The 12473-nt window shown below is 71.5% G+C and carries 11 protein-coding genes; 4 read left to right on the forward strand and 7 right to left on the reverse strand.

The window, feature by feature from the left end:
* Positions 1–93 precede the first annotated feature (93 nt).
* Together ACK99Q_RS05470 and ACK99Q_RS05475 are read right to left on the reverse strand one after the other, a co-directional pair.
* The gene (locus ACK99Q_RS05470; protein ID WP_410185201.1) at positions 94–819 is read right to left on the reverse strand and encodes an ABC transporter permease; all 726 of its coding nucleotides are present in this window, start codon (positions 817–819) and stop codon (positions 94–96) included.
* Positions 816–1532, reverse strand: a complete 717-nt coding sequence (locus ACK99Q_RS05475; protein WP_410185202.1) for an ABC transporter ATP-binding protein — start codon at positions 1530–1532, stop codon at positions 816–818. The genes ACK99Q_RS05470 and ACK99Q_RS05475 overlap by 4 nt, the downstream gene beginning before the upstream one ends.
* Before the next feature lie 96 nt (positions 1533–1628).
* Here ACK99Q_RS05475 and purL point away from each other — a divergent pair, with 96 nt between their 5' ends.
* The 4 genes from purL (at position 1629) to ACK99Q_RS05495 (ending at position 7475) form a co-directional block, all read left to right on the forward strand.
* Positions 1629–5483, forward strand: coding sequence for a phosphoribosylformylglycinamidine synthase (gene purL, locus ACK99Q_RS05480; protein ID WP_410185203.1), 3855 nt, complete (start codon positions 1629–1631; stop codon positions 5481–5483).
* A 92-nt stretch (positions 5484–5575) separates the two neighbouring features.
* On the forward strand, positions 5576–5755 hold the full coding sequence (locus ACK99Q_RS05485) for a hypothetical protein (protein ID WP_179422414.1): 180 nt from the start codon (positions 5576–5578) through the stop codon (positions 5753–5755).
* A gap of 79 nt (positions 5756–5834) precedes the next feature.
* Positions 5835–6452 (forward strand): DUF47 domain-containing protein, encoded by a 618-nt coding sequence (locus ACK99Q_RS05490; RefSeq protein WP_410185204.1) that lies wholly within the window; start codon positions 5835–5837, stop codon positions 6450–6452.
* Positions 6453–7475 (forward strand): inorganic phosphate transporter, encoded by a 1023-nt coding sequence (locus ACK99Q_RS05495; protein ID WP_410185205.1) that lies wholly within the window; start codon positions 6453–6455, stop codon positions 7473–7475. It begins immediately after the preceding gene.
* Between the two features lie 14 nt (positions 7476–7489).
* Here the strand turns inward: ACK99Q_RS05495 and pstB are convergent, their stop codons facing one another.
* From pstB to ACK99Q_RS05520, 5 genes are all read right to left on the reverse strand, one after another.
* Positions 7490–8269, reverse strand: coding sequence for a phosphate ABC transporter ATP-binding protein PstB (gene pstB / locus ACK99Q_RS05500; protein ID WP_179427788.1), 780 nt, complete (start codon positions 8267–8269; stop codon positions 7490–7492).
* 20 nt (positions 8270–8289) lie between these two features.
* On the reverse strand, positions 8290–9351 hold the full coding sequence (pstA, locus tag ACK99Q_RS05505) for a phosphate ABC transporter permease PstA (RefSeq protein ID WP_410185206.1): 1062 nt from the start codon (positions 9349–9351) through the stop codon (positions 8290–8292).
* A 1-nt stretch (position 9352) separates the two neighbouring features.
* Positions 9353–10285 carry a phosphate ABC transporter permease subunit PstC gene (pstC, locus tag ACK99Q_RS05510; protein WP_410185207.1) on the reverse strand — a complete coding sequence of 311 codons (933 nt, stop codon included), beginning with the start codon at positions 10283–10285 and terminating at the stop codon, positions 9353–9355.
* 74 nt (positions 10286–10359) lie between these two features.
* Positions 10360–11451 carry a phosphate ABC transporter substrate-binding protein PstS gene (pstS, locus tag ACK99Q_RS05515; RefSeq protein ID WP_410185208.1) on the reverse strand — a complete coding sequence of 364 codons (1092 nt, stop codon included), beginning with the start codon at positions 11449–11451 and terminating at the stop codon, positions 10360–10362.
* A gap of 148 nt (positions 11452–11599) precedes the next feature.
* Positions 11600–12472, reverse strand: coding sequence for an NUDIX hydrolase (locus ACK99Q_RS05520; protein WP_410185209.1), 873 nt, complete (start codon positions 12470–12472; stop codon positions 11600–11602).
* Position 12473 lies beyond the last annotated feature (1 nt).

Below are 12473 nucleotides of genomic sequence, written 5' to 3' on the forward strand. Positions count from 1 at the left end.
CCCCCTCTCCGCGAGTGGCGCATTTCCGCCCGCCACTCGACGAGTGGCGGGCGTTTCTGCGCCACTCGCGACCCCGGTTCGCGCCACTCGGCGTCAGGGGGTGCGGCGGCGCAGGGTGAGGGAGGCCAGCGCGATCGAGCCGACCGCGAACCCGATCAGCACGACGAGGTCGGTCACCCGCTCCGAGGCGGCCTCGCCGGCCGCAAGGGACGAGAAGGCGTCGGTCGCGTAGGTCAGCGGCATGACGACGGACAGCCACTGCAGCACCTCGGGCATCGCGTCCACCGGCACGAGCAGTCCGCACACGAGGATCTGCGGGATGATCACGAGCGGCATGAACTGCACGGCCTGGAACTCGGTGCGCGCGAACGCCGACGCCAAGAGGCCCAGCGCCGTGCCGACCACCGAGCCGAGGATCGCGAAGACCAGCGCCTCCCACGGCCGGTCGAGACCGAGGTCGAGCAGCCACTGCGCCACCACAAGGCTGATCGCCGACTGCGCCAGCGCCACCATCCCGAACGCGACGCCGTAGCCGCCGATCAGCTCGCCGCGCCGCAGCGGCGTCGTCAGCAGCCGCTCGAGCGTGCCGGAGATCCGCTCGCGCACCATCGTCACGCTCGTGATGAGGAACATCAGGATGAAGGGGAACAGGGCCAGCATCTGCGGACCGACCCGCGCGAACACCTGCGGCTGCTGGTCGAACACGTAGCGGAACAGCGCCAGCAGGATCGACGGCAGGAACAGCAGCATGACGATGCTGCGGGGATCGTGCCGCAGCTGCGCCAGCACCCGCTGGGCCGTCGCGGTCGCGCCCCTCACGCGGCTCCTCCCTCGGCCAGGGCGAGGAAGGCCGACTCGATGTCGGCCGTCCCGGTCGCCGCACGCAGGCCGGCGGGGGAGTCCTGCGCGATCATCGCGCCCTCGCGCATGAGCAGCACGACGTCGCACCGGTCGGCCTCGTCCATCACGTGGCTCGAGACCAGCAGGGTCACGCCCGACTCGGCCAGGCCGGCGAACAGCCGCCACAGGTCGCGCCGCAGCACGGGGTCGAGGCCCACCGTGGGCTCGTCGAGCAGGCACACCTCGGGCTCGGCGATGAGCGCCGCCGCCAGCGAGACGCGCGCCCGCTGCCCGCCCGAGAGCTCGCGGGTCAGACTGCCGCGCTGCGTGCCGAGGTCGACGGCGGACAGCACGGCCTGGACACGGTCGCGCCCCACCGAGGACAGCGCCGCGAAGTAGGCGAGGTTCTGCTCGACGGTGAGGTCGGGATAGACCGAGCTCGCCTGGGTCATGTAGGCCACGCGGCGCCGGTTCACGGCCGAGCCCGCCGGCTCGCCCAGCACCGTGACCGAGCCGGAGGACACCACCTGGACGCCTGCGATCGACCGGATGAGCGTGGACTTGCCGCAGCCGCTCGGCCCCAGCAGCCCCGTGACGCGGCCTCGAGGGATCTCGAGGTCGAGGCCGTCCAGCACGGTGCGGCCGCCGCGCTCGACGACGAGTCCGCTCACCTCCACCGCCGGTGTGGTCATGCTCCGACGATGGCACCGGACCGCGCCGCGCACCAGCACCCACGCGGACCGATGCGCCCGGCAGGCCGGGTAGGACGGGCCGATAGGCTGGGTCGCGTGTCGCGCGACGTCGAACTCACCGTGGTCGAGGGCGGCAACGCCCTCTCCGCCTTCCGAGCCCAGGCCCTGCTGATCCGTCTGCAGGAGGTGGCCCCCGGACTGACCGGCGTCCGCGCCCGGCACGTGCACTGGGTGGCCAGCGAGCGTCCGCTCGACGCCGCCACCACCGACACCGTCACGCGCATCCTCGACTACGGCGATCCGGTGCAGGACGGCCCCGACGGCACGCTCGTGGTGGTCGGCCCGCGCCTCGGCACGATCTCGCCGTGGTCGAGCAAGGCCACCGACATCGTCCACAACTGCGGGCTCGACGTCCGCCGTGTCGAGCGGGTCACCGAGTACACGCTCGAGGGCGGCCGGCCCACGCCCGAGCAGCTCGCCGCGTGCGCCGACGTGCTGCACGACCGGATGACCGAGACCGCCCTGTACTCCCGCGAGGCCGCGGCCGAGCTCTTCGACGAGCGCGAGGCCGAGCCGATGCAGCGGATCGACGTGCTCGGTGGCGGCCGCGAGGCGCTCGAGCGCGCCGACGCCGAGTTCGGCCTGGCCCTGTCGCCCGACGAGATCGACTACCTCGTCGACGCGTTCGTCGGCCTCGACCGCAACCCCACCGACGTCGAGCTGATGATGTTCGCGCAGGCGAACTCCGAGCACTGCCGCCACAAGATCTTCAACGCCGACTTCGTGGTCGACGGCGAGCCGCAGGACCGCTCGCTGTTCGCGATGATCCGCCACACCGAGGCGCTCCACGGCGACGGCACGATCGTGGCCTACAAGGACAACGCCTCGATCATGCAGGGCGGCCCGGCCACGCGCTGGCTCCCCGAGTCGGCCGACCGCCCCAGCCGCTACGCGCCGCGCGACGGCGACGTACACGTGCTGATGAAGGTCGAGACCCACAACCACCCGACCGCGATCTCGCCGTTCCCGGGTGCCGCGACGGGCGCCGGCGGCGAGATCCGCGACGAGGGGGCCACGGGCCGCGGATCGCAGCCGAAGGCCGGCCTCACCGGCTTCGTCGTGTCGAACCTCCACCTGCCCGGCACGGACGAGCCGTGGGAGACCGAGGAGTTCGGCCGCCCCGCGCACATCGCGAGCCCGCTCGACATCATGACCGAGGGCCCGATCGGCGCCGCCGCGTTCAACAACGAGTTCGGTCGTCCGGGCCTCGGCGGCTTCTTCCGCGTCTACGAGCAGACCGTCGACGGCGTCCGCCGCGGCTACCACAAGCCGATCATGAGCGCGGGCGGCCTCGGCTCGATCAGCGCCGAGATGACCGAGAAGATCCAGTTCCCGGCCGGCACCCTGCTGGTGCAGCTGGGCGGTCCCGGCATGCGGATCGGCATGGGCGGCGGCGCGGCCTCCTCCAAGGCCGCGGGCGCGAACGCCGCCGAGCTGGACTTCGACTCGGTCCAGCGCGGCAACCCCGAGATCGAGCGACGCGCGCAGGAGGTCATCAACCACTGCTGGTCGCTCGGCGAGGAGAACCCGATCCTGTCGATCCACGACGTGGGCGCAGGCGGCCTGTCCAACGCGTTCCCCGAGCTCGTCGACGACGCGGGCGTCGGCGCCACCTTCGAGCTGGGCTCCGTGCCGCTCGAGGAGAGTGGCCTGGCGCCCAAGGAGGCGTGGTGCAACGAGAGCCAGGAGCGCTACGTCCTGGCGATCGCGCCCGAGTCCCTCGAGCGGTTCGCCGCCCTCGCCGACCGTGAGCGGTGCCCGTTCGCCGTCGTGGGCGTGGCCCGCGACGACGCCCAGCTGGTGCTGGCACCGGTCGACCCCGAGGACGAGGTTCCGATCGACATGCCGCTCGAGGTGCTCCTCGGCAAGCCGCCGAAGATGACGCGCGACGTCACCCGCGTGGCGCGCGCCTCCGAGGGGCTCGACCTCGCCGACCTCGACGCGCGCGAGGTCGCCTACGACGTGCTGCGCCACCCGTCGGTGGCCTCGAAGCGCTTCCTCGTCACGATCGGCGACCGCACGGTCGGCGGCCTGACGCACCGCGACCAGATGGTCGGTCCGTGGCAGGTGCCCGTCGCCGACGTCGCGGTCACACTGTCGGACCACGTCGGCTTCGCCGGCGAGGCGATGGCCAGCGGCGAGCGCACGCCGCTGGCGTCGGTCGACGCCCCGGCCTCGGGCCGGATGGCCGTGGGCGAGGCGATCACCAACCTGCTGGCCGCGCCGATCCACCTGCCGGGCGTCAAGCTCTCCTGCAACTGGATGGCCGCGTGCGGCGAGGACGGCGAGGACGCCGCCCTCTACGACACCGTGCACGCCGTGGCGATGGAGCTGTGCCCCGCGCTGGGCATCTCCGTCCCGGTCGGCAAGGACTCGCTGTCGATGCGCACGCGCTGGACCGAGGAGGACGGCACCGAGAAGCAGGTCATCGCGCCGGTCTCGCTCGTCGTCACCGCGTTCGCCGCGCTGCCCGACGTGCGCGGCACCGCGACCCCCGAGCTGCCCGCCGGCGCGGCGCTGCTGCTCGCCGACCTCGGCGCCGGGTCGAACCGCCTCGGCGGCTCGATGCTCGCCCAGGTCCGAGGCGAGTTCGGCGGCACCGTCCCCGACCTCGACGACCCGACCCGCCTCGTGGCGCTGGTCGACGGCGTCAACGCGCTGCGCGACGCCGGCCTGCTGCTGGCGTACCACGACCGCTCCGACGGCGGCCTGTGGGCGGCCGTGTGCGAGATGGCGTTCGCGGGCGGCGTGGGCGCCGACCTCGACGTCGCCGACCTCGCCGCGCTGTTCACCGAGGAGCTCGGCGCGGTGCTGGCCGTGCCCGCCGACCGTGCCGACGAGGCGATTGCGCTGCTCGCCGAGCACGGCCTCGCCGACCTCGTGCGCCGCGTCGGCACGTCCACCGCGGACCGCCACGTGCGCGTCCCGGCCCTCGGCCTCGACGAGCCCCTGCAGGGTCTGGCCCAGGCGTGGGACGAGGTCTCCTGGCGGATCTCCCGCCGGCGCGACAACCCCGAGTGCGCCGACGCCGAGCACGCCGCGGTCGGCGCCGAGGTCCCCGTCCTCACGGTCGCGCCCACGTTCGACCCCACCGACGACGTCGCCGCGCCCTACCTCGTCGGCCGGGCCCGCCCGAAGGTCGCGATCCTGCGCGAGCAGGGCGTGAACTCGCACGTCGAGACCGCGTTCGGCTTCGACCGCGCCGGCTTCGAGACCTACGACGTGCACATGACCGACCTGCAGTCCGGTCGCTTCGACCTCGCCGACGTGGTCGGCCTGGCCGCGTGCGGCGGGTTCTCCTACGGCGACACGCTCGGCGCCGGTGAGGGCTGGGCGCGCTCCGTGCTGTTCAACCCGGCGCTGACCGACGCGTTCGCCTCGTTCTTCGCCCGGCCCGACACCTTCGGCATCGGCATCTGCAACGGCTGCCAGATGTTCGCGTCGCTGGCCGACATCATCCCCGGCGCCGACGCCTGGCCGCGGTTCACCCGCAACGCCTCCGAGCAGTACGAGGCGCGCCTGTCGCTCGTCGAGGTGCTCGACTCGCCGTCGATCTTCTTCTCCGGCATGGCCGGCTCGAAGGTGCCGATCGCGGTGGCGCACGGCGAGGGCTACGCGAACTTCTCCGCCCGCGGCGACGCCGCCGCCGTGCACCGCGCGGCACGCTTCGTCGACGTGGACGGGCAGGTCGCGAGCGCGTACCCGGCCAACCCGAACGGCTCCCCGGACGGCCTCACGGCGGTCACGACGCCCGACGGCCGGTTCACCGCGATGATGCCGCACGCCGAGCGCGTCCAGCGCAACGTGCAGCTGTCCTGGACCTCGGGCGACGTGTCCGCCGAGAGCCCGTGGCTGCGCATGTTCCGCAACGCGCGCGTCTGGGTGGACTGACCCCCCGGAAACCGGGGTGCGGGCGTAGTCCGAACGGGCGGTTTTCCGTCCGGGACTTCGGTTACCGGCGCGTACCCGCGTACTCTCGGTATGTGGCCCTGTACCCCCCCGGCGAGCGCACGAGCGAGCCGCTCGACGATCGGCTGCGCGACGACGCCGCGCTGGCCGAGATCGAGCTGACCTCGCGGCTCATGATCGCCGCGTCGGGTGCCACCTCGCCACTGACCCAGTCGGAGATCGACGGCCTCCTGGGCGTCGACCCCGAAGCCTGACTGCCCTCGGTTGGCGGCGGCACTCGCCCAGCACCTACCATGGGCAGAGTCTGCCCGCCACATGCCGAGGAGTACCCGCGTGCGTTTTCGCATCCGACCGGTCGAGGCTTCGTTCTACGACCTCTTCACCGAGATGGCCAACCATTTGGTCACCGGCGCCGGGATCGTCGCCAGGGTCCTGGACCCCGAGGCCGACAAGACCGCCCTCGCCGCGCAGATGAACGACGCCGAGCATGCCGCGGACGACACCACGCACGCGATCATCAAGCTCGTGAACAGCACGTTCATCACGCCGTTCGACCGTGAGGACATCTACGCGCTGGCCAGCGGCCTCGACGACGTCATGGACTACATGGAGGAGGTCGTCGACAGCACGGCCCTCTACGGCATCACGGAGTTCCCCGACGCCTTCGCCGCGCAGGTCCAGGTGCTCCAGCGCGCCTCGAACCTCACCGCCGAGGCCATGCCGCGGCTGCGCACGATGAAGGACCTCGACGAGTTCTGGATCGAGATCAACCGCCTCGAGAACGAGGGCGACCGCAACCACCGCCGTCTCCTCGCCGACCTGTTCGACGGCAACTACAAGGCCATGCAGGTGCTGAAGCTCAAGGACATCGTCGAGGCCGTCGAGGCCGCGATCGACGCCCTCGAGTCGGTCGCCAACACGGTCGAGCAGATCGCCGTCAAGGAGTCCTGAGTGGACCTGGTCACGGTCATGGTGGTCACGGTCGTCGTGATCGCCCTCGTGTTCGACTACACGAACGGCTTCCACGACGCCGCCAACGCGATCGCCACCTCGGTGTCGACGCGGGCGCTGACCCCGCGGGTCGCGCTGGCCATGGCCGCCGTCCTGAACTTCGTCGGGGCCTGGCTGGGCGTCGAGGTCGCCAAGACGATCCAGGGGATCATCGACATCGACGGGGTCACCAGCCTCACCGACGCCGACCGGGCGCATGCGCTGACGATCGTGCTGGCCGCCCTGATCGGCGCCATCACCTGGAACCTCATCACGTGGTACTTCGGCATTCCGTCGTCGTCCTCGCACGCCCTCATCGGCGGCATCGTCGGCGCCGGCATCGCCTCGTCCACCGTGGTCCACTGGGACACGCTGGTCGACAAGGTCGCGATCCCCATGGTGCTGAGCCCCGCGCTGGGCTTCTTCCTGGCGTTCGGCCTGATGACCGCGATCATGTGGATCTTCCGCCATGCCAAGCCCACCCGGGTCAACCGCGGCTTCCGCCACGCGCAGACCGTCTCGGCCGCCGGCATGGCGCTCGGTCACGGTCTGCAGGACGCCCAGAAGACGATGGGCATCATCGTGCTGGCGCTCGTCGCGGGCGGCTTCCACACCGGTGACGACGTCCCGCTCTGGGTCATCGTCGCGGCAGCCAGCGCGATCGCCGCGGGCACCTACTCGGGAGGCTGGCGCATCATGCGCACGCTCGGCCGCCGCATCATCGAGCTGGACCCGCCGAAGGGCTTCGCCGCCGAGGCCACCGCGGCCAGCGTCCTCTACGTGATGGCGATCGGACTGCACGCGCCGGTCTCGACCACCCACACGATCACCTCGGCGATCATGGGCTCGGGTGCCACCAAGCGCTTCAGTGCCGTCCGCTGGGGTGTCGCGAAGAACATCGTCGTGGCCTGGGTCGTCACCATGCCCGCCGCGGCCGCCGTCGCCGCCGCGTTCTACTTCCTCGCGCGCCCCTTCCTGCCGTAAGGACCGGTCTTCGCTCAGCCGAAGCGGCCCTGGATGTAGGCCTCGGTGGCGGGGTCGTCGGGGTTGGCGAACATCTTCTCGGTCGGGCCGAGCTCGACGAGGCGGCCGGGCTGGCCGACGCCCGCGAGGTTGAAGAAGGCCGTCTGGTCCGAGACGCGCGCGGCCTGCTGCATGTTGTGCGTGACGATCACGATCGTGTAGTCGTTCTTGAGCTCGTGGATCAGGTCCTCGATGACGCTCGTCGAGATCGGGTCGAGCGCCGAGCAGGGCTCGTCCATGAGCAGCACCTCGGGCTCCACCGCCACGGCGCGCGCGATGCACAGGCGCTGCTGCTGGCCGCCGGACAGACCCGAGCCGGGACGGTCGAGGCGGTCCTTGACCTCGGCCCACAGGCCGGCGCGGCGCAGCGAGCGCTCCACGATGTCGTCGGCCTCGGACTTCTTCATCCGCTTGCTGTTGAGCCGCTGGCCCGCGAGCACGTTCTCCGAGATCGACATCGTCGGGAACGGGTTGGGCCGCTGGAACACCATGCCGATCTTGCGGCGGACGTTCACCGGGTCCATGTCCGAGGCGTACAGGTCCTGGCCGTCGACCAGCACCTTGCCCTCCACGCGGGCGCCGCGGATGACCTCGTGCATGCGGTTCAGCGACCGCAGGAACGTGGACTTGCCGCAGCCCGAGGGGCCGATGAACGCGGTGACCGCGCGGGCGGGGACGGCGATGTTCACGCCCTCGACGGCGAGGAAGTCGCCGTAGTAGATGTTCAGGTCCGAGACGTCGATGCTCTTGGCCATGGGGTTTCCTTCCGGGTGGTTCAGCGCTCGCCCTTGGGCGAGAAGAAGTGGGAGACGAGGCGGGCGACGAGGTTCAGCAGCATCACGATGATCAGCAGCACGAGCGCGGCGCCCCAGGCCCGCGCGATGCTCGGCTCCGGCGGCACGCCGGGCTGCATGATGGACGAGTAGGTGAAGACGGGCAGGGTCGCCATGCGCCCGTCGAACAGGTTGAAGTTGACCGAGTCGGTCGCGCCGGCGATCACCAGCAGGGGAGCGGTCTCGCCGATCACGCGGGCGATGGCCAGCGTGATGCCGGTGACGATGCCGGCCAGGGAGGTGGGCAGCACGACCTTGACGATCGTGCGCCACTTCGGCACGCCCAGCGCGTAGGAGGCCTCGCGCAGCTCGTTCGGGACGAGCTTGAGCATCTCCTCGCAGGAGCGGACCACGACCGGGATCATCAGCACCGACAGGGCGACCGCGCCGCCGATGCCCATGCGCACGCCGTCGCCGAAGAACACCACGAACAGCGCGTAGGCGAACAGGCCGGCGACGATCGAGGGGATGCCCGTCATGACGTCGACGAGGAAGCGGATCCACGTCGAGAGGCGGCTGTCCTCGCCGTACTCGATGAGGTAGATCGCCGTGAACAGGCCGATCGGGACCGAGATGACGGTGGCGCCCGCGGTGATCAGCAGCGTGCCGACGATCGCGTGGTAGATGCCGCCGCCCTCGCCGACCACGTTGCGCATCGAGTAGGTGAAGAACTCCGAGCTGAGGACCGGCAGGCCCTTCTCGAGGACGCTCCACATGATGCTGCCGAGCGGGATGAGCGCCAGGCCGAAGGCCGACGCCACGAGCAGGGTCACGACGCGGTCGGTGGCCTTGCGGCCGCCCTCGACGAGGCGCGACCACAGCGGGACGACCCAGGCGAGCGCGTAGCCCAGGACGGCCAGGCGCAGGTCGGTGAAGATGCCGGCGACGACGAGGACGACGGCGAGCGCGTGGATGACCCGCGGCGCGGCGGTCGGGAGGCTGCGCGTGCGCAGCGAGTCCGCGAGGTCGTCCTGCTGCGGGGGCGGGGTGAGGGTCGTGGTCATGTCAGTTCGCTCCGGAGAATTCCTTGTTGCGGGCGACGATGGCGCGGGCGGCGAAGTTGACCGCGAAGGTGATGAGGAACAGCACCAGGCCCGTGGCGATCAGCGCGTTGACCGTGAGGCCGCTGGCCTCGGGGAACGACTGCGCGATGTTCGCGGCGATCGTGTTCGGGTTGCCCGAGCTGATGACGTTGAAGGTGACGACGCCCGAGGCGCTCAGCACCATCGCGACGGCCATCGTCTCGCCGAGCGCGCGGCCCAGGGCCAGCATCGCCGCGGAGACCATGCCCGAGCGGGCGTAGGGGAAGACGGCCATCTTCGTCATCTCCCAGCGCGTGGCGCCGAGGGCGAGCGCGGCCTCCTCGTGCAGGCGCGGGGTCTGCAGGAAGATCTCGCGGCAGATCGCGGTCATGATCGGCAGCACCATGATCGCGAGCACCAGGGCGGCGGTCAGGATCGTGCGGCCGGTGGCCGAGGCGGGCCCGGCGAACAGCGGGATGAAGCCCAGGTTCTCCTCGAGCCACACGTACAGCGGCTGGATCGCCGACGACAGCGTGATGATGCCCCACGTGCCGTAGACGACGCTGGGCACGGCGGCCAGCAGGTCGATGACGTAGCCGATCGGCTGGGCCAGCCGGCGCGGCGCGTAGTGGGAGATGAACAGCGCGACGCCGATCGCGACGGGCGTCGCGATGACGAGCGCGATCGCGGCCGCCCACAGCGTGCCGAACACGAGCGGTCCGACGTACTGCAGGAAGCTCTCGCCGCTCTTGACCTCGTCGGGGGAGGCGGTGATGCCGGGGATGCCCTCGGCGGTCAGGAAGATCGCCACGCCGGCGAGCGTCGCCAGGATGACGACGGCCGCCCCGAGGGAGATGCCGCGGAAGATGCGGTCCCCGGGGCGGGTGGCCGCTCGCGGTTCGGTGGAAGTGCTCACGTGTGTCCTTGCTGGAGTTCGTCTGCTGCGCATGACCCGGGCGAGGGGTGCGGCCCTCGCCCGGACCAAGCGCATCAGCCGATCGTGTCGATGGCCGTCTTGACCTTGGCGGCGAAGTCGTCCGAGAGCGGGGCCGAGCCGGCGGCCTCGGCGGAGGCGTTCTGGCCCTCCGAGCCGGCGACGTAGGTCAGCCACTCCTTGACGAGCTCGGCCTCCGTGGCGTCCTCGTACTTCTGGCAGGCGATCTGGTACGAGACCAGGACGATCGGGTAGACACCCGCGGCCTCGGTCTTGCGGTCGATCTCCAGGGCGAGGTCGGTGGCGGCGCGGCCCTCGACCTGCGTGGCGGCGTCGAGCACCTTGGCGGCGGCCTCGGGGGTCGGCGCGACGAACTCCTCGCCGACCTTGACGGCGACCGTGCTCAGCTCGCCGGCCTGGCTGGCGTCGGCGTAGCCGATCGTGCCCTGGCCGCCGGAGACGGCCTGGATCACGCCGGAGGTCTGCTGGGCGGCCTCGCCACCCTTGACCGGCCACTCCTCGACCTCACCGTGCGACCAGGAGCCCTCGGAGGCGGCGTCCAGGTAGGCGGTGAAGTTCTCGGTGGTGCCCGAGGCGTCGCCGCGGTGGACGGGCGTGATGGTGGAGTCGGGCAGCTCGGCGTCCGGGTTGTCCGCCGCGATGGCGTCGTCGTTCCACTTCGTGACGTCGCCGGCGAAGATCGCGCCGATGGTCTGCGGCGAGAGCTGCAGGTCGTCGACGCCGTCCAGGTTGTAGACGACCGCGACCGGGCTGACGTAGACCGGGACGGTCACGACGTCGGAGCCGCAGCGATCCTTGGCGGCCGCCACCTCCTCGTCGTCGAGGAAGGCGTCGGAGCCGGCGAACGAGACGCCGCCCGCGATGAACTGCTCACGACCGCCGCCGGAGCCGATGGCGTCGTAGTTGACGGTGACGTCCGCGTTGGCGGTCTGGAAGCCCTGCTTCCACGCGTTGACGGCGGACTGCTGCGAGCTCGCGCCGGCGCCGTTGAGGGTGCCGCTGAGCGAGCTCTCGGAGGAGTCGTCGGCCGAGGCGCTCTCGTTGGCGGCGCCGCAGGCGGACAGGCTGAACAACAGCGCGGAACCCGCCGCGGTGGCGGCCAGGGTGCGCATGGACTTGCGGTTCACTGTGTTCCCTCTCGTGGAGCGTGTGTGTGAGGCGATCGCCTCGAACACCGCCACGCTAGGAATCGCAGGTGTATCGAACCTGCGGCGAGGGTGAACGACAGGTGAACTCAGGCGGAAGGCTGGGTGCGCGCGCGGCCGTTCCGGCCCGTCACACCAGCTCGGAGGCCAGCACCCGCCCCTTGCGGTGGTGGATCACCAGGGCGTGCCCGGGCGACAGCACGGGACCGTCGATGCCCAGGGCCGCGTAGACGTCGCGCAGCGTCGGACGGTGCGTGCACGCGACGGTGGGGCGCTTCGTGCCGAGGAGTCCCTCGACGGCCCGCTCGACCTTCGCGGCCGAGGCGCCCTCGAGGAGACGGTCGTCGAGCTCGAGCAGCTCGTCGGTGGCGCCGACGTAGGGGTCCACGGTCTGCACCGTGCGGGTGGCGGGGCTGCTGACGATGCGCCGGGCGCCGAACGCGGTGAGCACCGGGACGAGCTCCTTGGCGCGGTCGTGACCGGCGGGGGCCAGCGGCCGGTCGAGGTCGCCGCCGTCCCACGCGTCGCGCCCCACGGCCTTCGCGTGCCGCAGCACCACGAGCGTGCGCGCCTTGTGGGACTTGCGCGCCGCGAGGTCCTCGAAGGCCTCCAGCAGGCGGCGGTCGTGCTCGTAGGTCAGCTTCTTGCGCGCGGCGCGGGGCGAGAGCCAGCGCACCTGGTCGACCTCGCGGTTGGGGCGGAAGTCGGTCTCGTCCTCGACGGGGCGGGCGATCCAGTACGCCACCTGCTTGAGGCCGCCGCGGACGCGGTAGGTCACCTCGGGCAGCGGGTGGACGAGGCGGACCCGGTAGCCGGTCTCCTCGGCGATCTCGCGCACGGCCGTGACGGGCAGCGGCTCGTCGGGATCGGTCTTGCCCTTGGGGAAGGTCCAGTCGTCGTAGCCGGGGCGGTGCACGAGCAGCACCTCGAGCCCTCCGGACCCCTTCGGGCCGGCCTTGCGCCACACGATGCCGCCCGCGGCGGTGATGACCTTGCTCGCCATG

It is taken from the genome of Aeromicrobium sp. MLTX1 (genome assembly GCF_046452335.1).
Lineage (GTDB): Bacteria > Actinomycetota > Actinomycetes > Propionibacteriales > Nocardioidaceae > Aeromicrobium.